General features: G+C 43.6%; 18 protein-coding genes. 12 read left to right on the forward strand and 6 right to left on the reverse strand.

What is annotated here, in order from left to right:
• Positions 1–79: 79 nt before the first annotated feature.
• Together AB4583_RS08095 and AB4583_RS08100 are read left to right on the forward strand one after the other, a co-directional pair.
• On the forward strand, positions 80–1969 hold the full coding sequence (locus tag AB4583_RS08095; protein WP_017068767.1) for a DUF294 nucleotidyltransferase-like domain-containing protein: 1890 nt from the start codon (positions 80–82) through the stop codon (positions 1967–1969).
• A gap of 5 nt (positions 1970–1974) precedes the next feature.
• Entirely contained in the window at positions 1975–2691 is a 717-nt protein-coding gene (locus AB4583_RS08100) for a 3'-5' exonuclease (protein ID WP_017060409.1), read from the forward strand.
• Between the two features lie 210 nt (positions 2692–2901).
• Here the strand turns inward: AB4583_RS08100 and AB4583_RS08105 are convergent, their stop codons facing one another.
• The 4 genes from AB4583_RS08105 to AB4583_RS08120 all read right to left on the reverse strand — a co-directional run bounded on the left by AB4583_RS08105 (position 2902) and on the right by AB4583_RS08120 (position 8831).
• A complete protein-coding gene (locus AB4583_RS08105; protein ID WP_017068766.1) occupies positions 2902–4791 on the reverse strand; it encodes a GGDEF domain-containing protein in 1890 nt (629 codons plus the stop codon).
• Between the two features lie 20 nt (positions 4792–4811).
• A complete protein-coding gene (locus tag AB4583_RS08110) occupies positions 4812–5960 on the reverse strand; it encodes an extracellular solute-binding protein (protein WP_029235594.1) in 1149 nt (382 codons plus the stop codon).
• Between the two features lie 351 nt (positions 5961–6311).
• On the reverse strand, positions 6312–7406 hold the full coding sequence (gene serC, locus AB4583_RS08115) for a 3-phosphoserine/phosphohydroxythreonine transaminase (protein WP_372116988.1): 1095 nt from the start codon (positions 7404–7406) through the stop codon (positions 6312–6314).
• Between the two features lie 162 nt (positions 7407–7568).
• A complete protein-coding gene (locus AB4583_RS08120) occupies positions 7569–8831 on the reverse strand; it encodes a DUF945 family protein (RefSeq protein ID WP_372116990.1) in 1263 nt (420 codons plus the stop codon).
• A gap of 183 nt (positions 8832–9014) precedes the next feature.
• On the opposite strand from AB4583_RS08120, the gene AB4583_RS08125 reads away from it, so the two are divergent.
• The 3 genes from AB4583_RS08125 (at position 9015) to AB4583_RS08135 (ending at position 12277) form a co-directional block, all read left to right on the forward strand.
• Positions 9015–10958 carry an ATP-binding protein gene (locus tag AB4583_RS08125; RefSeq protein WP_372116991.1) on the forward strand — a complete coding sequence of 648 codons (1944 nt, stop codon included), beginning with the start codon at positions 9015–9017 and terminating at the stop codon, positions 10956–10958.
• On the forward strand, positions 10951–11448 hold the full coding sequence (locus tag AB4583_RS08130; RefSeq protein ID WP_017068761.1) for a response regulator: 498 nt from the start codon (positions 10951–10953) through the stop codon (positions 11446–11448). The genes AB4583_RS08125 and AB4583_RS08130 overlap by 8 nt, the downstream gene beginning before the upstream one ends.
• Positions 11449–11734: 286 nt before the next feature.
• The gene (locus tag AB4583_RS08135) at positions 11735–12277 is read left to right on the forward strand and encodes a hypothetical protein (protein ID WP_017065409.1); all 543 of its coding nucleotides are present in this window, start codon (positions 11735–11737) and stop codon (positions 12275–12277) included.
• Positions 12278–12453: 176 nt separating this feature from the next.
• Here AB4583_RS08135 and AB4583_RS08140 read toward each other — a convergent pair whose 3' ends face one another.
• Complete coding sequence (locus tag AB4583_RS08140) at positions 12454–13035, reverse strand: TfoX/Sxy family DNA transformation protein (RefSeq protein WP_017060401.1); 582 nt, start codon at positions 13033–13035, stop codon at positions 12454–12456.
• Between the two features lie 357 nt (positions 13036–13392).
• Between AB4583_RS08140 and AB4583_RS08145 the strand changes: the two genes are divergently transcribed.
• The 5 genes from AB4583_RS08145 to AB4583_RS08165 all read left to right on the forward strand — a co-directional run bounded on the left by AB4583_RS08145 (position 13393) and on the right by AB4583_RS08165 (position 18949).
• A complete protein-coding gene (locus AB4583_RS08145) occupies positions 13393–14313 on the forward strand; it encodes an HDOD domain-containing protein (RefSeq protein ID WP_017066065.1) in 921 nt (306 codons plus the stop codon).
• 54 nt (positions 14314–14367) lie between these two features.
• Entirely contained in the window at positions 14368–15273 is a 906-nt protein-coding gene (locus AB4583_RS08150) for a lysine exporter LysO family protein (RefSeq protein ID WP_029235593.1), read from the forward strand.
• 173 nt (positions 15274–15446) lie between these two features.
• Entirely contained in the window at positions 15447–15974 is a 528-nt protein-coding gene (locus AB4583_RS08155) for a hypothetical protein (RefSeq protein ID WP_017066066.1), read from the forward strand.
• A 118-nt stretch (positions 15975–16092) separates the two neighbouring features.
• Complete coding sequence (gene panP, locus AB4583_RS08160) at positions 16093–17736, forward strand: pyridoxal-dependent aspartate 1-decarboxylase PanP (RefSeq protein ID WP_017068759.1); 1644 nt, start codon at positions 16093–16095, stop codon at positions 17734–17736.
• Between the two features lie 358 nt (positions 17737–18094).
• Entirely contained in the window at positions 18095–18949 is an 855-nt protein-coding gene (locus AB4583_RS08165) for a MurR/RpiR family transcriptional regulator (RefSeq protein ID WP_004734686.1), read from the forward strand.
• 124 nt (positions 18950–19073) lie between these two features.
• Here AB4583_RS08165 and AB4583_RS08170 read toward each other — a convergent pair whose 3' ends face one another.
• The gene (locus AB4583_RS08170) at positions 19074–20366 is read right to left on the reverse strand and encodes an iron-containing alcohol dehydrogenase (protein ID WP_017060396.1); all 1293 of its coding nucleotides are present in this window, start codon (positions 20364–20366) and stop codon (positions 19074–19076) included.
• 406 nt (positions 20367–20772) lie between these two features.
• On the opposite strand from AB4583_RS08170, the gene AB4583_RS08175 reads away from it, so the two are divergent.
• Positions 20773–21036, forward strand: a complete 264-nt coding sequence (locus AB4583_RS08175; protein ID WP_009847069.1) for a GrxA family glutaredoxin — start codon at positions 20773–20775, stop codon at positions 21034–21036.
• 249 nt (positions 21037–21285) lie between these two features.
• Entirely contained in the window at positions 21286–22968 is a 1683-nt protein-coding gene (locus tag AB4583_RS08180; protein ID WP_017060395.1) for an aspartate:alanine antiporter, read from the forward strand.
• Positions 22969–23078: the final 110 nt, after the last annotated feature.

Raw genomic sequence — 23078 nt, forward strand, 5'->3', positions numbered from 1 at the left:
AGCTCACAGATTGATTTGTGACGGCAAAATATTATCAAATGTTGTACCATGAAATCATACAAACCAATGGATGATCATTATGGATGCTGAGTTATTAGAGATTCAAAACTTTCTGGCGCAATACCCCCCTTTCACAGAACTCCCTGAGGAGATGTTGGCGAAAGTGACCAGTAGCGTGGAAATTTCTTATTACCGCCAAGATACCCCTATCATTCACTTTGGTGATCAAATTCATGACTTATACATCGTTCGAAGTGGCGAAGTCGAAGTCTACCGTCGTAAAGGCGAACTCTATAACCGCCTGGATGAAGGTCACTTGTTCGGTCAAATGGGCCTACTGACCAACAACAAGGTGCGTTTCCCAGTTAAAGCGACTGAAGACACCCTACTCTACTGTATTCCTGAGCCTATCTTCCAAGAGCTCTACGACAACTACGACTCCTTTGCCGATTTCGTAGAAGTAGAAGATAACGCGCGACTGCGCCAAGCCAACTCAGACAGCAACGACGCTAACGACCTAACAACATCCAAGGTTAAAACGCTGCTGACCAGCGAAGCGCCAATGATCGAAAAAACGCGCACCATTCAGCAAGCTGCGACCATGATGGCACAGGATAATGTTTCCTCTTTGCTGATCATCGACCCAGATATCGTTGAAGATGATGAAGATGACTCAACACCCGTGATTGGCATCATCACCGACCGAGATTTATGTACTCGTGTACTCGCTGAAGGCTTAGACCCGTCGGATGAAGTCTCTAGCGTAATGACACCAGAGGTTATCTCACTCGACCACAATGCTTATGTTTACGAAGCCATGATGACCATGCTTCGTTACAACGTGCACCACTTGCCAGTGCTTAAAGATAAGAAGCCGATTGGCATTATCGAAGCGACCGATATTGTTCGTTACGAATCTCAAAACTCACTGCTATTGGTAAGTAGTATCTTCCAGCAACAAAGTATTGAAGACCTGAAGGTACTATCCGAGCAAGTGAAAGACAGCTTTGTGCGCTTAGTTAACGAAGATGCGAATGCCCACATGGTGGGTACTGCAATGTCGGTAATTGGCCGTAGCTTTAAGCAACGTATTATCGAACTGGGCGAAGAGAAATTGGGCAAGGCGCCTATTCCTTACTGTTTCCTCGCACTCGGCTCTATGGGGCGTGATGAGCAGCTGCTGGTTACAGACCAAGATAACGCAATCATTCTTGATGATACCTACGACGAAGCAAAACACGGTAAATACTTTGAAGAGCTGTCGACCTTCATTTGTGATGGCTTAGATCAGTGTGGTTATGTGTACTGTACTGGCGACATCATGGCGACTAACCCAACGTGGCGTATGACTCGTCGACAATGGGAAGAGTGCTTTGCCGATTGGATTGATGATCCAAACCCGAAAGCACTGTTAAATGCTTCAATCTTCTTCGACTTAGATGGCGTTTATGGTCGTCTGAAATGGGCCGAGCAATTGAACAGCTTTATTGTTCGACGCGCACGTAAGAACAATCGCTTCTTGGCGTGCCTTGCACGTAACGCACTCAACCGTACACCTCCGCTCGGCTTCTTCAAAGATTTCGTGATGGAGAAAGATGGCCGTCACAACAACTCTATCAACCTTAAGCGTCGTGGTACTGCGCCACTCGCCGATTTAATTCGTGTTCACTCGCTCGCGGTAGCGTCTCGCTCTAAGAACTCGTTCGAACGCTTAGATGACATTATTGACGCCGGTATTCTGCCAAAAGGCCGAGCTCAAGATTTGAAAGATGCGATGGAGTTTATCTCTCTGGTTCGTATTCGCCACCAAGCACACGATGTCGACAACAACATCGAGCCTGATAACAACATCGAGCCAGAGAACCTGTCTGACTTCGAACGACGTAACCTAAAGGATGCATTCCAAATATTAAGTAATGCGCAAAACTTCCTTAAGTTCCGTTATCAAGCCAGCAACAAGTTTAAGTAGGGCCTATGAACAAACTATTCAGATCACCTGCGGTCGATTGGCCATTTAAGTTTGCTCAGAAGCTTGAACGAGCGAGAGACGAGCGCTTAAAGCACTTTTATAGCCAGCCTCTTCCTGCGCCTGATACGCCACTTTCAGAAGTGATGTTTTTGGCTGTCGACTTTGAGACAACGGGGTTAAACCCAAACAAAGACGGCATCATTACCATTGGTTTAGTGCCATTTACGCTCAATCGCATCTACTTGCGACAAGCCAAACACTGGACTCTAAGACCAAAACAGAAACTTGAAGAAGAGTCTGTCGTGATTCATGGCATCACTCACAATGACATCATTGATGCGCCAGACCTTAGCGAAGTGTTGGGCGAGATCTTAGAATCAATGGCGGGACATATCCCTGTGGTTCACTATCGTCGTATCGAACGTGACTTTTTGGACAATGCATTGAAAGTGCGACTCGGTGAAGGCATTGAGTTCCCAGTCCTCGACACGCTGGAGATTGAATCTCAGATCCAAAATAAACTGGCTGGCGGCTTGTGGAACAAGCTGAAAGGTAAGAAGCCAGCTTCAGTGAGACTGGGTCAGAGTCGTCGTCGATACCATCTGCCCGACTACACGCCGCATCATGCATTAACTGACGCTATTGCGACCGCTGAGCTACTCCAAGCGCAAATTGCTCATCACTTTGACTCTGAGATGCCTCTGAAGAGTTTCTGGCTCTAGCTGAGTTACGTAAGCTAAATACAAACACAAAGCCCATCAACTTCCATTGGTGGGCTTTTTCATTTTTATCGTCTGTGTTTAAGCAACGGTTGGCCCGACTAAGCGCATTTCCCATAAGCGTTTAAACATATTATAACGTCACACCGCAGCAGTTCCGCTCTAATGGACGTCGAAAATCGTGATCGCTATTTGTCAGCGCGATTGGCATTATTACTTCCCAACCACAGACAACGTTTGGTAATAAAGACGCTTTTGCTGATACATATTCTCATCAGCGACTGAGAACAATTGCTCAACGTCTGTTGAATCACTAGAGGCTGCACCAATCGAGAATCTGACAGGAATAGAGATACCCGCTTTAGTCTCGATTGCCTGTTGCTCCTGAGCAATGTACAACTGCTCAGTCATCTTTGCGACATTGAGCGAACTCGACTCACCAGACGTTAAGGTAAGCACCGCAAATTCATCTCCACCCAAACGGTATAGATTACTGGCAGGTGTCAATTCGTGGCTGATTACGTCTACGCAGCGCTGTATCAGCTCATCCCCGGTCTCATGCCCATGAACATCATTGGTCGTTTTCAAGCCATTGATATCAATAATGATCAAAGAAATCTGATTTTGATTGTCGTTAATGCTGCGTTTACTGAATTCGAGATCTTCATTAAAAGCTTTACGATTCAAACAGCCAGTCGGCATGTTAATCCGTGTAATATTTTCGAGCTCTAGCCAACCAGCTAACTGTTTTTGGTACATGTCAAAAATCAGAAGATCTTCTTCACTGAGGACATCAAATGAACTTGAACAAAAATACCCGATCGCCGTCCCCTGTGAGTCACAGAGTATCAGGTCAGCCTCGCCAGTCCGGTTAAAATGAAACTGAATCGAATGTTGAACAAGTAATGTCTTTAACTCTTGATCGACCATTTGAGGAATCAACCGATATTCAGCCGCGTGTCTTGATGATGCAAACTGAACGATCTTCAAAAGACGATGCTTCTGGGATTCTTCACGCGCGAGCGAATACGTTAACTTGCTGGTTTTCTCTTCAACTAAGTCCTCTAGCAGAACATTAAACCTTTCGAGTTTATCGTTACTTTCTGTAAGCTCACGGACTTGGTATTGTATGCGACCCCACAAGGTTTCCAATAAACGACTCAGCGTGACGAACTCTGTAAAACGATGTTCATCCACACTATGAGTCGGTGACTGGTTATGCGAATACGACGTAACAGATTCAGCCAACAGGTTTAACTGCCCTGAGAACCAGCGGCTTAGGAACAGAGCAAACACAATCGCGATGGCAAGCGTCGCCACCAATATTCTGACAAAGACCACCTGAGCTTGTTGCATCTCTAATAAACGCTCACTGTCGGAAATATGATGTTTGACGTTCAGTACCAATTTGTCGGTAAAGAATGTGCTGTCGATAGAGATAATGTTCGCACTTTGTTCAGAAGATTGAGCATCCGTTGAATCAATATAGTTAAACTCAACCGACTCATTTTGATAAAGGAAAGGCGTCACTTTAGTCTTAAGTCTGTCATACCCCATAAGAACCACAAGATAACCCTGCGGCGTGTATGTAGAACCTTCTATCAAACGATAAGGTAAAATCGGCGCGACAAAAGCGATACCTGCAGCGGCATTATCCGCCACTTCAGTTTCGGTAAACTCGGTGTGGAACAATTTCCCTTGCCCATAAACCGATTGAGGACGCTTCAAGCTTTCTAATAACTGGCTCTGCTCAAAATGGTACAAGCTGCCTTTGCTGTCATAAATGGGCTTCCAGTTTTGGTCCAGAATATAAGTCGCGGACACACTCTCCGCTAGCGCATTGAAGCTATCCATCTTGTCCCAAACAACACTCGAGAAAAAGATATTACCACCCGCTTTAATCAATGATCGGTCATGCGAATACCATTGAGTTAGGCTCGCCGTCAGCTTAATTTGCTCTTGTATGGTTTGACGAATACCGGTCGTAGAGTTGTCCAGCTTGGTTTCTTTTTGCTCTAAAGAACTTTGGTTTTGTTTATTGAGAATCAACTGTCCCGCTAGGTAAACAGGAAGCATTGAGCAAGCCAGCAACACCAAGCCCATGGTGTATTTTAATGATAGTTTCAATCTCTTACCCTCATATTCGCCGAGTAATATTGAACAAAATCATTGTAAAACTTATGCAGTTCACTCTTTGGCATCCCTGACTTGTAACGCTGATACGCCCGAGCCGATGCCTCCCAAACGATCGCCATCTTGTAGTCACTCGACATCATTTGCGATGCTTGAAACTCATCGTACATATTTGAAAGTGTCTGGTTACCTTCCTCAACACGGCGTTGATTAACCTCATAAAACGGCGAAACCATGGCACTCGAGTGAGCTAAATAGGTGAAACTGTTTGATTGCAGGTATTGAACGACTTCTTTCAAAGCCAATTTCTTATCTGGGTTTTGCATGCCTTTTTCCGTGACAGCAAAAACCTTTGCGCCACTAAATGAAGACATACTTTCACCACGATAGGTCGGCAACGAATTGATGTACAAATCTCGACCAAAGGCGGCATCGAGTTCGCTGAACGCCCAATCACCGTCAATCAAAAACTCGACTTCCCCATTGATGAACCTCTGCCTCGCGCAAATATCGCTGCACGATGATTCGATGACTTTTTTCTGCTGCAACATGTCGATGAAATCAAAGATAGCAACTAACCCTTCACCATTAACATTATTCGACGATAATAAGTCTTCAGAAAAAAGCTGATAGAAAGCTAGATAGAAGTACATGTTTGGATTGGGAAAAAGCACGCTCACTTGATCGGACTGAGCAGAGCGTTCAATTAGGCTCTCCCATGTCACGACTTGCGCTTGAGGCTTGCTCGAATACAGAACGACTTGGTTTCCAATACCAACCGGTAACGCCTTAAGCTCACCGTTGATGACCACTGCATCAAGCGCTTTTTTCTCATAGCGTTGGGTATCGACCCAAGCATCAGGAAGCGTCGCTAAATCGATATATTCAGTTAGACCTAAGAAGTCAGAAGGAACCCAGATGGCGTCGGGAAAGGTATTGTCTCTAGGATCAGCAACAAGCAGTTCAGAACGAATACTGTTGACGTCAAACGAACGAATTTCTACACGATGATCAGTCATCGCTTCGATATGTTCTTTTACATAATCGGCCGTTTCATAATTAATACCAGCCCATATTTCAAGTGTGGACGAACAAGCAACGGCCGGAAATAGCATCGCAAATAGACTCAATAACCTCACACTTGGTTCCTTGTGGTAAAAATTAGACGTTGGATTTTAATCGCCCATCAATAAACCGGGCGATGCGGCTTATCGCTCACTGCTCATGATTAGAGACCTAGCTTTGGGCGACACGTTATATAGTAAAAAGTGCCTAAATAACAGTTGATACTCTCGCTTTAAGAGAAAGGTCTGCTCATTCTGATACATCCGTCATATCTCTGGATGACTGTTCTTACAATAAATCAACATACCATACCCTTTATTATTAACGACAAAAAAAATGCCGCAAAAGCGGCATCTATCTCGTTCGGTGCATTCGACACAATAAAAATCAAATAAGCAATTTATCAGTCAAAGCCCTATCATCGATTAAGCGTATTTCTCTTCGAAATCTTTCATGAAGCTAACCAGCGCTTGAACGCCTTCCAGAGACATTGCGTTGTAAAGTGAAGCTCTCATTCCACCTACTGCTCTATGCCCTTTCAGTGATTTCAGACCTGCAGCATCAGCCAATTCTAGGAACTTGCCATCTAACTCAGGTTTCGCCAGTTGGAACGGCACGTTCATTCTAGAACGGTTTGCAGTGTGAACATCGTTTTTGTAGAAAGCTGAGCTATCGATTGCATCGTAAAGCAGCGCTGCTTTCTCTTTGTTCACCAACTCCATCGCTTCAACGCCACCTTGAGCTTTCAGCCACTTGAACACAAGGCCTGATAGGTACCAAGCGTACGTTGGTGGTGTGTTGAACATTGAGTCTTTTTCAGCAAGTACTTTGTAGTTCAGAATACTCGGCAACACGTCGTTTGCGAGTTCGAGTAGATCATCACGTACGATTGCAATGCAGATACCCGCAGGGCCGATATTCTTTTGCGCGCCCGCGTAGATAACACCGTACTGAGACACATCAATCTTACGAGACAGAATGTTAGATGACATATCCGCTACGATTGGCTTATCCGTTTGAGGAAGCTCGCTGATTTCAATACCATCGATGGTTTCATTCGGACAGAAATGTACATACGCAGCTTCCGGGTCAATTTTCCAATTTTTAGCTGGAACAACCGCTGCTTTACCATCAATTGACGTCTTCGCGTTGAATACATCGATTTCGCAATATTTGCTCGCTTCAGTCACTGCACTTTCTGCCCAGTAACCCGCATCAATGTAAGTCGCTTTCGTCGCATCACCTAAAAGGTTTAGAGGAACAGCAGCGAATTGAGCACGAGCGCCCCCCTGACAGAAAAGAACTTGGTAGTTGTCTGGGATGTTCAGAAGATCACGTAGGTCCTGTTCGGACTCGTCAGCAACTTGAATAAATTCCTTGCTGCGATGGCTGATTTCCATCACGGAAGTGCCTAAACCATTCCAATCAATGAAGTCTGCTTGCGCTTGTTTCATTACCGGTTTAGGCAGTGCCGCTGGGCCAGCACTAAAGTTGAATACGTTATCTAATGTAAGTTCCATGGGGATAATTGCTCCTGCTAAATAATAACTATGCAAGTAATACCATGTTTTACCCAACATAAAAACAACAAAAGAGGTCTTAAGACCTCTTTTGTTTCGTACCGTACAAAATGTTTAACTTAACCCGTTAGATCGCCCTATCAGTATTAAGCCCGACTCTTTTTATTGAACAAAAGCCGGCATAAGCAGTGCAATTAATGGAATTTCTTGTCCATTTTCAAACACTAGATTTCCATTCTCTAGGTCAGCCGTGATTTCATAACCACTTTCTGTTTGCTTGATCATTTCCATCACGATCAATTCGTCGATACCTTCACGGATAAAAGGGTATTCTTCAACAAGCTCATTTGAGAAGCTAGATTGAACATTACCTGTTAATGCAGGAACAATCATTGAAGGGTTACTGCTGATGTTTTCGGTCCCTTCCGGTACGCTCACCAACCATTTAGATTCAAACTGACCCTTGCCTAATTCTAACGACATATTGTTCATTGAAAGGTCGAAGCCTTTAGCAAACAGTACGTCGATGAACGGAATGATCTCAGCCACATCTTCTTGTGTCAGAACAGGATTCGCCTGGTAAATTTCAAAGATTTTCTCAAACGACTGGCTGTCCAGTTTCGACATTTCAAAATCGACGTTTAGATTGTTCAACTGGCCTTCGTTGGTCTCAATATTGGCGACATCCAACTTAAGACTGCTGCTCAAGCGCTTAGTCGCTTCATCTAGATGCGATTCAAAATCGTACTTAGAGTTTTCGATGGTCATGAATGGCTGCATTGCAGAATCTGAAATCAAGAAGCTATCAATAGTAAAATTCTGAGTACCTAACCAGTAGCCTTTCGCTTGTTGGCCTGAACCCACACCTTTCAGATTAGACAGCGTTACCTCTTCACCGGTTTCAAAATCAATTTGAACTGAAGGGATTGAAAGCTCGTAATCAACTTGGCCTAAAACAGTCGCATGGCCAGAAAGATTCGATTTAGTGATCGAGACCGAAGTCCCATTCTCATCAGAACCTTGGTGATTGAACTGGCTTAACTCAAAGTTAAAGTCAGTGTTGCCGTTTAGCTCAGTACTAGTGGTCAGAGTTAAAGGCAGAATATCGGTATTCTCAAACGTCGACAGTGCATTTAGACTCACCAAACCATGGCTAACCGCACTATTTATGACAAACTCACTCGGCAACCCATCAATCGCAAGTTGCTCTTTCAGGTTTTCATCCGTCACAGTTAAACGAGTGGTTACGTTGGAAGACAAGTAACCTCTATCGTATTCCACGATCTCAGCTTGAATGCTTGAATTGTTAAGCTTTGCAACGCCATCGGTAATCGCATTTTGTCCAATTTGCCCAACCGCTAGCGGCCAACAAAGTGCCAGTGAGATTGCTCCGCCAATAGCACCAATTTTTCTTAACTGTTCCATGAGTTCTCTTTCTACACGTGTCTATTTTTTTTAGTCTAACCCATCAGTAGCAAACAAGAAACATTGAGTTAAATCAGTCTATTGCTCGATACTTCGATTGCCTCAATAAATTAACGGCTAGCTCTCATCCTTATTCGGCGGTTCTTGCTAGGCTAAAGACGTCGCTACTATTAAGGTTGAGCTGTGAATCAATACGCTGTTATCTGTTTGGACAATAATCCGGTTAGCATTGAAAGAATACGTTCGGAGCTGGCTCCGTTGGCTTCTGTATTCGATATTTATACTGCCGAGAACATAGAAGACGCACATCACGCATTAGAAGATATTCATGATCACAACCAAACCGTTGCCTTGGTGATCACTCATCATCATTCTGAATTTAATGGCGTGCAATTCCTGATTGAACTTCAACAGCTGCCCCATAGTAATACCGCAAGAACGATATTAGTCAGCGCTTCGTCAGACATTCAATCCATTTTAACCGCTGTGAATGAAGGTAGGCTCAACCACTGTTTAACCAAACCGGTTCAAGATCAGGTTCTGTTCAAATCAGCGCAAAAAGAGCTGACCTCTTTTGTTATCCAATACGACTCAGAAAACCTGCTCTCTTACAGCGATGCATTGGATCAACAACGCTTACTCAGAGCGCACATTGAGCAAAAGATTCACTCTTTCCAATCGGGTTTCATTCACGATTACCACCAGCTTTCGGATAATGCCCTTGCAGAACGTGTCGTCAGTGCCTTACAAGATGTGTTTTCAAAAGATGACAAAACTAAGGCCATTCGTGACTATTCCCCTGAGCATCTACTCACTGTGGAAGGCGAAGACAATCGCTTTTTATGGCTGATCATTGAGGGTGAAGCAGCTCTTTATAAGAAAGATGAACTTGGGCAACAGCGGGAAGTGGTACGTCACTCCAAAGGGAACATTGTTGGCGGGATGTCATTTGTAACAGGCGAGCCTTCGTTTTCTACGGCGATCACCCTAACGCAGACTCGCGTTATCAAACTGGATAAAGATAGCTTTGCTCAGGTGATGCATTCAAACAATACCCTGCTGCCTTTATTTACCAATCTATTGCTCCGTCATTTTAATCGACGTTTGCAACGCAGCATCACCAATAAGATCAAACTGCAGCAGACACTAGAATCATTAGAGTCTGCACATCAACAACTGATCGAGAAAGAGAAAATGGCGATGCTCGGGCAGCTAGTCGCGGGAGTCGCACATGAGCTGAATAACCCGATTGCTGCCATATTAAGAAGCATCGAAACTCTGTCAGACCATCTCGACCAAATATTGGCAAACCTATCCGTTCCAGAGTCCAATAAAGGGACTGACGTACTGGCACATTCAAAGTTAGCTAAGCCACTATCAACAGCCCAAGAAAGACAGCTCGTAAAGCATCTTACGTCGACGATTAATGACCGTGCTTTAGCAAAAAAAGCCGTGAAACTAAACCTAAGCCAAGACTCTACGGTTCTAAACACATTAAAGGCGTCCCCTGTCGCAGGCAAAGAGCTGCTCAATGACTTAGAGCATTACCATTATGTTGGAAACTCTATCCGCTCAATTCAAGTGTGCAGCAAGCGTATTGCCGATATGGTCAAAAGCTTAAAAAGCTATGCTAGAGAAGATGAAGAAGTTCGCCACTACACAGATATCCACGAAGGGCTTGAAGATACCTTAGTGATCTTCGAAAACAGGCTTAAACACCACCAACTCGAAAAGCATTACGATACCGACTTACCGCCTTTATTGTGCCAGTCGCTCTCGCTGCAACAAGTGTGGACCAACCTTATCTCCAATGCGCTCGATGCCCTATCTGAACGAGGAAAAGTGACCATCACCACTTCTCAACAGACAAAAGGCGACGACGCGTTTCTTGTGGTGCAAATCTCCGATACTGGCCACGGCATTGCCAAAGAAGACATCAACACCATTTTCAACCCAAATTTCACGACTAAAAAAGAAGGCAACTTTGGTTTAGGGATTGGGTTATCCATTTCTCAACAAATCGTTTCGGCTCATCAAGGGTTTATTTTGGTGGAGTCAGAGGTAGGCAGCCATACAAACATGCAAGTGTGGCTTCCATTCAAACAAGAAGGAGCACCTCATGAATAAGTACCTAATTTTATGTGTCGATGATGAACCTGAAGTTCTCAATAGTGTCCTTCAGGACTTGGCGATATTTGAAGAGAACTTTCTGGTTGAAGGTGCAGAGTCGGTCGGTGAAGCCAAGCAAGTAATCAAAGAAATGGGACAAGATGGTATTAAGCTCGCGTTAATCTTGTGCGACCACATCATGCCAGAAAAGACCGGCATCGATTTTCTGATCGAACTCAATCAACACGACGCTACTAAACCAACACGTAAGCTGCTGCTCACAGGGCAAGCAGGGCTGGAAGATACCGTCACGGCCATTAACAACGCTGCACTTGATTTCTATATTTCAAAACCTTGGCAAGGCGATCAACTGAGAGACACGATTACTCAACAATTGACTGACTATGTCATTGCCAACGACAAGCAATTGCTAAACTGGACTTCCATCTTAGATACCGAGCGCATACTGACTTCAATGGCGGATAAACGCACCAGTTTTGGTGAATAGCACTGATTGGTTAATGGATACTGAGAATAGCGTCATCCGATATAAAAACCTTCCGAATGTATACAAATTTTGGATAATTCGCTCGTCTATTTTTCTCATTCGCCCTAAACATGAGATCTCCGTTACATACTGATCCTTAATTTGCTTGTTTTTTAACTAAATGAGTAAGGTTTTACATTTTAAAGGATTACTTTTCCGTGAGTTAGATTAAACTGTCTCAATGTTTATGGTTTGCCGATTTGTCTCAAACCAAAGGAATTAACACTAATATAGGTTTACGGTCGTTATGCGCAAAATTCTACTTACTACCGCTATGCTATTGGCTTCTGGTCAAGCACTAGCTGTTGATGAACAACCACAGGTAATGAGCAACTTTAACTATGATTACTTTGAAGCACGTATCGGTGCTAGCCCAGTAACATTTGGTGGTGCGTTCAGTAAGTCCATTCACCCGAACGCTCACGCTATAGCACGTATCGATTCAGAATTTGAAAGCGATTACGACTCAGCTGTAGGTCTTGGTTTCCACGCTCCATTAAACAACTGGGCAGACCTAACAGGTGAAATGCTAGCTCGTATCGTTCAACCTGAGAACTCAAGCTCTACTGATATCGGTATGGAAATCAACATTGGTGTTCGCCAATGGCTTGGTCCACAACTAGAAGTTGGTGGTAAAGGTGGTTACGTTTCTATCGATGACAACGATGATTGGACAGGTTCTGTTTACGCGCGTTTCCACTCTACAGAGCTTTTCTCTTTAGGTGCTGAAGCTCGTATTAACGACTTCTACGGTGACCAACTTATGTTCACTGCTCGCTTCAAGTACTAATACTTAAAGCTCAAGCCCTAGCAAATAAGCTCTCTATGAGCACTTAGCCTTTTGATACTTAGTCTTTTGATACTTAGTCTTTTAAGAAATCCGGCTAAGACAGAAACAAAAAAACCGAGGACATTCCTCGGTTTTTATTTATTAACAGTAATCTTAAGCATATAAGGTAAACTTCTTTAGTGGCAGCTCTTTAGTAATTGCTGCTTGCGTGGCTCTTGTAATAGTTTCCAGTGAATACCATCAATTGCACCCGCAAATTTCCAAAGTAGTTTTAGGTCAACATCGTTTCCGTACGCTTCGCGAACCTTATTAAACACTTCAGGTGCGCCCAACTGCATAAACATTGAAACATCATCCACACCCGCCTTTTTAACCATGCGCTCTAACGTAAGCTGCATGTTTGGTAGATCTCTTAATCTACGGCTAGCTGATGACTTCTTGAAGCTACGCTGCTGAATTGAATTATCGATTGAAGTACGAATAATACTATCCAATTCAGGATGTTCACAGGTAAACAGATCCGTAATGTCGTAATAGTTTACGGTTGCTGTTGTCTGCTTCTTTACATGACGATACTTTTCACAATCAAGATCGGTCAGTTTTTTATCTAATGATTTTCCACCTCTAATGAATAAACAACCTTCACTCAATAAAGCGAACATAGCGTCATTTTGAAAGAGGCCAATACCTCCGAACATAGAACGTTTTTGATGCTCACCAAATTGATTCACGTAATTAATAAATGCTGTCTCGGTCATATCCGTTGATCCTTAATCAAATTACCCCGATTAGGTTGATCACCAGACAAGCAGCTTGTTATGCGAAAATTTTAAATCTATTTTGTTATTCTATAGGTGAATATTATGGTTTCGTTTTTCACCTTTAAATAAATCATACTTCGAAAAGAAAAATAAGTCTGGACTTAGTTCACATCAATCAATTGAGTATTCCGGTTTTTCATGATTGACTTCACAGTAAACTATCAAACCATGCTTGAATTTGGACACCTAGTGATACACCGGTTCAAATTATTAAAGGTTATGTAGACGGGTGAGTATTGCCTCGCAGCATCGTGGCTTGTAAAATGGCAGGACAGACCTGTTTTTACTTTTTATATGAATCATTTATCGTTTTTCTGGCTACCTCAAAATAAGACTCTTCTCTTAAAGGGTCTAGAATCAGAGTTTGCCCAACTTGTTGGACATTCTATCTCAGCGGGAAAAATAACACTTCCTCCTATCCCTAACGTTGTACTGAAGATTCAATCGCTTTGTACCCTTGAATCAACTGGGATTGCTGACGTTGCCGAGTGCTTACTCGAAGACCCAGGCCTCGCTGCTATTGTCATTCGTGTGGCTAACTCTGTCGTCTTTAACCGACGTAATATTACTTGTGTTGATATTATGACGGCGGTGTCGCGCCTTGGCATATTAAGAGTACGTGACATCGTGACGGCTCAGGCTATTGAGCAACTCAAACACTCAGTCAACCTCAGTAAAGAATGTAATAAGGTATTGGTTCAGAGCGCTTCTGTATCAAAAGAGCTGGGCGCTACTATGGTGCTTGTTACCAACAGCTTCAAAGAGCTCTCCCCTACTGAATACCGTTACCTTGAGCATGAAAAATCGCTGCTTGTTGGATTACTGGCTGATATTGGTTTGTTCTGTTTGGTTAGCGAATACCACCTCTACCTCGAAAATGGCAATTACCTAGATCACGACATCGCTCTACAAATCTTCCAAGGCCAATGTTCTGCTACCAGTAAATTGGTGCTTAACCGTTGGGGCTTCGACAGCGACTTTATTGATGTGTGCAGCAATACCATCAATAACCACGAACAGCGTGAAGTCTCTTACTTAGATATCGCTCGAATCGCTAACCACCTGCTGATGTTCAGAAACAAGGATGAGAACATCGATGATCACGAAGTTGAACTTAACGTGACAGGTGCAGAGGTGCTTTATAAATTAAGCAACTTGAGCAAGCATGATTTTAATGCAAAGCTAAGCGACGTGATCAATACTAGCGGCTTCTAAGTCACTGTTAAATTACAAGTAAGTGTAATATGAAGTAAATGCAATGGGGAAAGCATGTTTACAGGGATGATCTTTATATTTGCGCCACTCGTCGTGGGGTATCTTTTTGCAATTTCGAACGCTCAGACATTAGAATTTATCAACCGCTCAACATCGCGGTTGATCTACGTGATTCTGGCGTTAATGGGACTAAGCTTAGCCGCCCTCGATAACCTAGGCAGTAACCTGCAGACAATCCTTCTATATACCGTCACTTTCTTTGTCTGCTTAAGCGTATGTAACCTAATGACACTGCCCGCTATTGATAAGTTATTGCCACTCAAAACCGACAGTAGCAAGAAGAAGCTTCCCCTCTCTTCTATGGCGATGGAATCTGCAAAACTCATCTTAGTGGTAGGTTCAGGGCTAATCGCTGGCTTAGTGCTGCCTATTGGCCTTGATTGGGTTGATACCGCAAGCGAATGGATTCTGTTTGTTCTTCTATTCTTTATCGGCATTCAGCTGCGTAATAGCGGACTCACACTTCGTCAGATCTTACTCAACAAGCACGGTATGGTTATCGCAATCACCATTATCATCACCTCAATGTTAGGTGGTGTAATCGCGGCTTACATCCTAGATATCCCTCTGTTCAAAGCCTTGGCAATGTCTTCTGGATTTGGTTGGTACTCTCTGGCTGGTATCTTAATGGGTGACGCCTTTGGTCCTGTCTATGGTGGCGCTTCTTTCATGCTTGAGCTGTTAAGAGAGTTAGTTGCCTTGGTACTGATTCCAGTGCTAATTCGCAGCTACCCATGCACTTCCATTGGTTATGCTGGTGCGACTGCGATGGACTTCACCTTACCGGTCATTCAAACAACAGGCGGCGTTAGATGTGTGCCTATCGCTATCGTCAGTGGCTTTATCCTCAGTTTGCTTGTTCCGATATTGATGTTGTTCTTTGTATCTCTTGCTAACTAGATCGCAGGAATAGCGTTTGTTTTAGATTAGAATGCAACTCGAATACCAATGCCCAGACACCGATACAGTTACCGAAATAAAAAGACACTAAGTGTCATTGCTCAACAAATAACGATCACGGTAACCTGTAACGACAAAGTTATAAAAAGAATAAACTTACAAAAGGAACCACTATGAAACGCCTTTGCGTCGCATTACTGCTAGCTTCAACTTCTACTTTCTCTTTTGCAGCAGATTCAATGTCTGAGACAAACCAGTGCCAAGCAAAAAAATATGATGCGTACATCGACGCTTCTTTGAATTGGTATGCCGACCTTGCTGCATTAACCTCTGAGCAATATCCAGAGCTAACAGAAGTGAGTGAGTGGTTCCTAGAAGGTCGTAAGCACCACTTTGAGCTTAACCGTGCTGCGGTTCACTACTACTTAGTAAACGACTCAAGCAAAGTGGCAACAGAGCAACCTGTAGAAGGTTGGTTGCAACTTGAGCAACACGACATTAAAACGCTATCAACACGTGATGATGAGCTTGGTAAAATCGCGAAAACAACATTCGATGACCGCCAATCAACGCCTCACGCTCAAAACTACGAACTACGTTCTGCCTTTGCAGAGCTGCTTAGTCACCCTAAGCAAATCGACTCAGCGCTGCAGCGTTACAACCAGTCGATCAGTAAACTTGAAGCGATTAAGTGTAAATAACCCCGCATTTAATATGCTTTTTTGAGAAGTTGGATTTCATAATTAAGACGGGACATTGTTCCCGTTTTCGTTTAGATTGTCCCGCTCGCGTCAATATTAGAAAAATAACTCGCTTGCTATGGTTACGGAACAAAAAACAGCAGATGTTAGCTTCGACAGTCTTCTACGTATCTTCACGGTACCTGAAGGCCCAGATTCAACACTCACTCAAATTGAAGACAAACTTTCACGAAACCTGAATCAATTCTTACGTGAACATATTGTGGCTGAAGAAAAGCCGCTACGTGAAATTGAGAAAGATTTTTCAAATGCTCATATCCCAGAGCAGCCTGAGTTTGTTTCTGAACATACTGAGCATCTCCTCGATTCTCTTGTGTCTCATTCGGTTCACACGTCTTCGCCAAGTTTTATTGGCCATATGACCTCTGCGTTGCCGTACTTCCTGATGCCGCTTTCAAAAATCATGATTGCGTTGAATCAGAATCTAGTAAAAATCGAGACCTCAAAAGCTTTCACTCCCCTAGAACGTCAAGTTCTGGGCATGTTACATCGCCTGATTTATCAAGATAGTGACCAGTTTTATTCTCGTTGGATGCACAGCGCAAACCACTCTTTAGGTGCGTTTTGTTCTGGCGGTACCATCGCGAACATTACAGCGCTCTGGGTTGCACGTAACAACGCACTAAAAGCGCAAGGTTCGTTCAAAGGTGTAGAAAAAGAAGGCCTGTTTAAAGCCATGAAGCACTACGACTACGAAGGCCTTGCCATCTTAGTCTCTGAACGTGGCCACTACTCTCTGAAAAAAGCCGCGGATGTCCTTGGTATTGGTCAAGAAGGTCTAGTGTCTGTTAAAACAGATAACGACAACCGTATTTGTACTGATGATTTAAGACTCAAGATCGAGCAGCTCAAGCAGAACAAGATCAAACCTTTCGCCGTCATTGGTGTGGCTGGTACAACCGAAACCGGTAATATCGACCCGCTAAGAGACATTGCTGAGGTGTGTGCCGAATCCGATTGTCATTTCCACGTTGATGCAGCTTGGGGCGGTGCGACTCTGATGTCTAACAATCATCGTCACCTACTTGATGGTATTGAACTGGCGGATTCAGTCACGATTGATGCGCATAAACAGCTTTATATCCCTATGGGTGCGGGTATGGTTCTGTTTAAGAAGCCAGATGCGATGACTGCGATTGAACATCATGCTCAATACATTCTTCGTAAAGGCTCAAAAGATTTAGGCAGCCATACGTTAGAAGGTTCTCGTTCAGGTATGGCAATGCTGGTTTACGCCGCAATGCACATCATTAGCCGCCCAGGTTATGAACTGCTGATCGACCAAAGCATCAACAAAGCGCGCTACTTTGCCGACCTAATTAAAGATCATAGCGACTTCGAGCTGGTTTCAGAACCTGAGCTTTGCCTACTGACTTATCGCTATGTCCCAGAGTCAGTCAAAGCGGCACTGCTTAAAGCTGAGCCTGAACATCGTGTCGAACTGAATGAGTTGCTCAATGAGCTGACTAAGTTTATTCAGAAGAAGCAGCGTGAAACAGGTAAGTCTTTCGTGTCACGTACACGCTTAAACCCTGAAGCATGGGTACATCAGCCAATCATCGTTTTCCGCGTGGTATTAGCAAACCCACTAACAGGCAATGATATTCTTTCGTCAGTGCTTGAAGAACAGCGTGAGATCTCTAAACTAGCACCAAACTTGATGGGCAAAATCAACAAACTGGTTACGCAAATCAACGCATAGTCATTCAATTTTAGTTGCATCAAATTGAAAATTTCTTTCTTTTTGATGTAACTAAGCTGTCAGTTCATACCCATTTTGCATTCTTTTTGCTCAAACTCTCTTCCAATTCTGTAGTTTTCTAAAATTTTGTTGAGGTTTGTCATATTCTTAAGCATTCATGCCCTGTTTTTGTATTAGTAAATAGTATGTTGGGTTTATACTGACTCTATGGTGCTAGTTAGCTTGATATCTATTTGACGCAGCAGTATTTACGAAACCGAATATACATCGGCTTTGTGTTTACTGATATTTGCTTCAGCCATACCCCCTGGTAAAAGATATTAACTAGCAAGTTGTTCTCTATACCCTTGTGAACACTATGAATACATTAGAAAAAATACAAAAAAACCTGGAAAATTTCAGCAAGTCTGAGCGCAAGGTAGCCGAAGTAATTATGGCTTCCCCTCAAACTGCAATTCATTCTAGCATTGCTACCTTAGCTAAAATGGCTGACGTGAGTGAGCCTACAGTTAACCGCTTCTGTCGTCGATTAGACACAAAGGGCTTCCCTGACTTCAAACTTCACCTAGCTCAAAGCTTGGCAAACGGTACACCTTACGTGAACCGTAATGTTGAAGAAGATGATGGTCCAGATGCTTATACGCATAAGATTTTCGAATCAACTATGGCTTGTCTAGACGTTGCTAAAAACAGTCTAGACGCGATGCAAGTAAACCGTGCTGTTGACTTGCTGACTCAAGCAAAACGCATTTCGTTCTTCGGACTGGGTGCCTCTTCTGCTGTCGCCAAAGATGCTCAAAACAAGTTTATTCGTTTTAATATCCCAATCACATGTTTCGAAGACATCGTGATGCAACGAATGAGCTGCATTAACTGCAGTGATAACGACGTTATTGTTCTTATCTCTCATACTGGCCGCACTAAAAGCCAAGTTGAGATTGCAAACTTAGCGCGTGAAAACGGTGCGACAGTTATTGCTATCACAGCAAAAGATTCTCCACTGGATAAAGCGAGCTCGTTGTCTATTTCTCTGGATGTTCCAGAAGACACTGACGTTTACATGCCAATGGCAAGTCGCGTTGTTCAGATGACGGTTATCGATGTGCTAGCGACAGGCTTTACGCTACGTCGTGGTTCTGGTTTCAGAGAGAACCTAAAGCGCGTCAAAGAGTCACTTCGTGATTCACGTTACGAGAAGTACTCTCAGTTCTAATCTGCTTAGTCATGAACTGAAAACAGATGACCAGAGAACAAGTTGAATTAAAAAAACGGAGCCTAGAGCTCCGTTTTTATTTGTCTGTATAAAATGACTTATACAACGAACAAGTTTAAGACCGTTAGATAGTCCAACTATTGCCCTTCTCAACCACGCTGTTTTCGGACGCATAAGAATTGATAATGGTAAAGCTCGACTCGACAGCTGGCTCTTGCCCAATTTGATTCATTGAAGCTCCCTCATGATGCCCTTCTCTACAACTGCACTTCTCGCATACTTGCTTCAAAATATGCACGAGCCTCTCTTGGTTAAGCGGCAAAGGGTTTCCTTTAATCGCCACTGATTTGAGCGCGTCGGCAGACACCTCATCAAACTGGGCTTCACAGACACCAAATTCCAACAAGTTGGGTAACTTAAGCGTATCAAGCACTTCCGATAACCAAGAAATTGCCTCCTCTTCTATTGCTTCTACGTTACCTGTTACTATCTGAGCGATTCGCTGATAACGCGCTAGGATGTCGCTTCTTTGCTGCTCTTTTGCAACGGCTATGTTCTCCAACATCACAAACGGCGCTAAACGCGCGGTAATCACACTATGAGGCGCAGAAATCTTACCTCCTAGTGCGGAGGCTAAACCATGGGCTGCGCCAAGCTTGGCATTAGTTATCGCCATACCACCGAGCATAGAAGCGAAAGCAAGATCAGAACGCGCTTGAGGCTCATCATAAACACACGCTTTAACCACAGAACCACTCAACTTACGCAGCCCTTCTTCACAAATCATATCGGTTAACGGATTCGGTTCACCACACACGTAGGCTTCCATTAGATGAGTAAAGGCATCCATCGCACCTCGCCCAGATAGATATAGATTGGTTCCATGAGTTAGGGTTGGGTCGACAATCGCAACGTCGGCCAGCATGTCTGGGCTTCTCAGGCTGATTTTTACTTGGTCTTGGCCTGATTTCAGCACCGCGTTTTTAGTGACCTCGGCGCCGGTACTCGCTGTGGTTGGAATTGCGATAAACGGAAGTGGTTTGGTTTTAAGAGGAACATTACGCCCGACCACTTCAACATAGTCATATAAATTGCCTTGATTAGGTAAAACCGCAGCCAACGCTTTGCCCATATCGATGGCGCTACCGCCCCCCATGGCGACAACCATATCTGGCTTAAATCGACGAGCAGAAATAGCCGCCTCTTCAACCATTTTGATATTAGGTTCACCGGAAACGGCAATGTGCTGATAACGCATACTCTGCGCATCAAGATAGTCAGTTACAATTGAAGTGCGCTCTAATGTATTGCCTGTAACCAATAGCACGCTGTAGCCATATTGATTAAAGAGAGACAATGAAGCGGAAAGTGCTCCATCACCAAAGATGATCTTTGTAGATGTCATAAATTGAAACATGGTGCCTCCTGCGCCTATGACCGAACAAAACTGCGAACTCTTGGTTATTGGAATTTAGCCTTTATATAGTGCATCAGTATTAAGATGCCTCGTTCTGTATGCGCTTTTTTTGACGAGGTGCAACTTGTCGCATTAAAGATGGATTAATGTCGTATTCTTAGGGGTAATTCACACTCTTAAATTAAGGGTAATCAATCTGAATACCCATCAGAAATCAGCATGGATCCTTTTTGTGACCATTATTTGCTCTGATAGACAAAACCTATTGTATTAAGAGGTAATTCCATCTTTATTTCCCCATGGCATTGAGGCATAGTTGGTTTTATGAAATTTTGAGTGGCATTCACTAAAGAATAGTTAACATAATCGAGTTAACGAGCCTCATCCCGTATTTAGGAGAAATTAAATGTTTGTAGTTATTTTTGGTCGCCCTGCTTGCCCATTCTGTGTTCGTGCAAAAGAGCATGCTGAAACTCTTAAAGCTAAACGCGATGACTTCAACTACCGTTACGTTGACATCCACGCTGAAGGTATCAGCAAAGCTGATCTAGAGAAGACTGTTGGTAAACCTGTCGATACAGTTCCACAAATCTTCATCGACCAAGACCACATCGGCGGCTGCACAGAATTTGAAGCATACGCAAAAGAAAACCTAGGTCTTTTCGACTAAGCTAGGATTTCTCAAACGAGAATCAGGGCTAAAGCCTTAAACAGCTGACCCATTTAGGCGTTAGACTGTACGATTTATAGAAAGCCCGCTCACTGTAGCGGGCTTTTTTATGACCAGTTTTCATACGGAATAAGAATAAGGTCAAAATCAAGTAAATTAACAAAATATTGCTTATAATTTATTTATATTTAGATACAATTCACCTCTCAAACTTACCCTGTGTTCCACGCCAATTATTGAGCGACCACCGTGAATATCGACGTTGTTTTTCTGTTAGAACAAAACCCCATTCTCCTCATCTTTGTTGTTTTATCGATTGGATTAGCCATTGGTAAAATTCGTTTCGGTAGCCTCCAACTTGGTAATTCAATCGGTGTTTTGATTACTTCCCTTATCATGGGACATCTTGGCTTTTCTTTTAACGCAGATGCGCTCACCATTGGTTTCATGCTGTTCATCTACTGTGTTGGCATTGAAGCTGGACCAAACTTCTTCGGTATCTTCTTCAGAGACGGTAAGCACTACCTCATTCTGAGCCTTGTGGTACTTTCTACCGCAATTGCCCTAACCTATTTCAGTAGTCATTACCTTGGCCTAGGCTTTGGTTTATCTGCAGGCATGATGGCAGGAGCCTTAACAGCAACGCCGATATTGGTAGGTGCTCAAGATGCTCTGAATTCTGGGCTTGCAGAATTACCAAGAAACATGGACTTGAGCCTGATTATCGAAAACCTTTCAGTCGGTTACGCGATGGCTTACTTGGTTGGCTTAATCAGTATGATTATGTTTGCTCGCTTGATTCCAAAACTTCAAAAAGTGAACCTACACGACTCGGCAGAGCAAATCGCCCAAGAACGTGGGTTAGGCGCTTCAGGTCAGCGTAAGGTTTACTTGCCCATTATTCGTGCTTATCGAGTGGGACCAGAGCTCATCTCTTGGACTGACGGTAAGAATCTGCGTGAACTGGGCATCTATCGCCAAACAGGCTGTTACATCGAGCGTATTCGACGTAATGGTATTCTTGCCCATCCAGATGGTGATGCAATTCTGCAAGAAGGCGATGAGATCGCATTGGTTGGTTTCCCAGATAGCCACGCTCGTCTAGACCCAAGCTTCCGTAACGGTAAAGAAGTTTTCGACCGTAACCTTCTCGATCTGCGTATCGTGGAAGAAGAGATCGTCGTTAAGAGTGACAGTATCGCAGGTAAGCGCCTATCAGACTTAAACCTGTCTGAATACGGCTGTTTCCTTAACCGCGTAGTACGTGCTCAGATTGAAATGCCGATGGACTTAAACATCGTGCTTTCTAAAGGTGACGTCCTACAGGTGAGTGGTGAAAAGAGTCGAGTGCACGGCCTAGCTGAGAAAATTGGTTTCATCTCAATCCACAGCCAAATGGCGGATTTGATGGCCTTCTGTAGCTTCTTCATTTTGGGTATTTTGTTTGGTTTGATCACCATGACATTCGGTCAGGTATCGTTTGGGCTAGGTAACGCGGTTGGCCTGCTTCTATCGGGCATCATGCTTGGTTTCCTACGAGCGAACCACCCTACTTTCGGTTATGTGCCTCAAGGTGCTCTGAACATGGTCAAAGACCTCGGTTTGATGTTCTTTATGGTCGGTATCGGCTTGAGCGCCGGTGGTAAGATATTTGAGCACTTAACCCAAGTTGGCCCACAGGTAATAGGTATTGCCCTAGTAGTGAGTGTGCTGCCAGTATTCTTCGCTTACTTAGTTGGCGCTTACGTATTGAAGATGAACCGAGCTTTGTTGTTCGGTGCAATCATTGGCGCGCGAACTTGCGCTCCAGCGATGGACATCGTAAATGACCACGCTCGCTCAACGATTCCGGCTCTGGGTTATGCGGGTACTTATGCGATAGCCAATATATTGATGACCTTAGCTGGTACTTTTATCATCATCATTAGCTAGTTTATTCAGCGTTATAGCGCTTTAGATTAGATATTTTAAATGCACTAATTCACTTTGGGTTAGTGCATTTTTTATAACCTGTTTTAAGCGGTTCAAGCCTTCTTCCCCAC

Origin of the sequence: Vibrio sp. 10N.222.49.C12, assembly GCF_041475025.1 — a bacterium.
GTDB classification, from domain to species: domain Bacteria; phylum Pseudomonadota; class Gammaproteobacteria; order Enterobacterales; family Vibrionaceae; genus Vibrio; species Vibrio crassostreae_C.

Bases quoted from the DNA above. Each gene is read 5' to 3' on its own strand.
- AB4583_RS08095 (WP_017068767.1), top strand. From the start codon at position 80: ATGGATGCTGAGTTATTAGAGATTCAAAACTTTCTGGCGCAATACCCC.
- AB4583_RS08100 (WP_017060409.1), top strand. From the start codon at position 1,975: ATGAACAAACTATTCAGATCACCTGCGGTCGATTGGCCATTTAAGTTT.
- AB4583_RS08105 (WP_017068766.1), bottom strand. From the start codon at position 4,791: ATGGGCTTGGTGTTGCTGGCTTGCTCAATGCTTCCTGTTTACCTAGCG.
- serC (WP_372116988.1), bottom strand. From the start codon at position 7,406: ATGGAACTTACATTAGATAACGTATTCAACTTTAGTGCTGGCCCAGCG.
- AB4583_RS08120 (WP_372116990.1), bottom strand. From the start codon at position 8,831: ATGGAACAGTTAAGAAAAATTGGTGCTATTGGCGGAGCAATCTCACTG.
- AB4583_RS08130 (WP_017068761.1), top strand. From the start codon at position 10,951: ATGAATAAGTACCTAATTTTATGTGTCGATGATGAACCTGAAGTTCTC.
- AB4583_RS08135 (WP_017065409.1), top strand. From the start codon at position 11,735: ATGCGCAAAATTCTACTTACTACCGCTATGCTATTGGCTTCTGGTCAA.
- AB4583_RS08140 (WP_017060401.1), bottom strand. From the start codon at position 13,035: ATGACCGAGACAGCATTTATTAATTACGTGAATCAATTTGGTGAGCAT.
- AB4583_RS08145 (WP_017066065.1), top strand. From the start codon at position 13,393: ATGAATCATTTATCGTTTTTCTGGCTACCTCAAAATAAGACTCTTCTC.
- AB4583_RS08150 (WP_029235593.1), top strand. From the start codon at position 14,368: ATGTTTACAGGGATGATCTTTATATTTGCGCCACTCGTCGTGGGGTAT.
- AB4583_RS08155 (WP_017066066.1), top strand. From the start codon at position 15,447: ATGAAACGCCTTTGCGTCGCATTACTGCTAGCTTCAACTTCTACTTTC.
- panP (WP_017068759.1), top strand. From the start codon at position 16,093: ATGGTTACGGAACAAAAAACAGCAGATGTTAGCTTCGACAGTCTTCTA.
- AB4583_RS08165 (WP_004734686.1), top strand. From the start codon at position 18,095: ATGAATACATTAGAAAAAATACAAAAAAACCTGGAAAATTTCAGCAAG.
- AB4583_RS08170 (WP_017060396.1), bottom strand. From the start codon at position 20,366: ATGTTTCAATTTATGACATCTACAAAGATCATCTTTGGTGATGGAGCA.
- AB4583_RS08175 (WP_009847069.1), top strand. From the start codon at position 20,773: ATGTTTGTAGTTATTTTTGGTCGCCCTGCTTGCCCATTCTGTGTTCGT.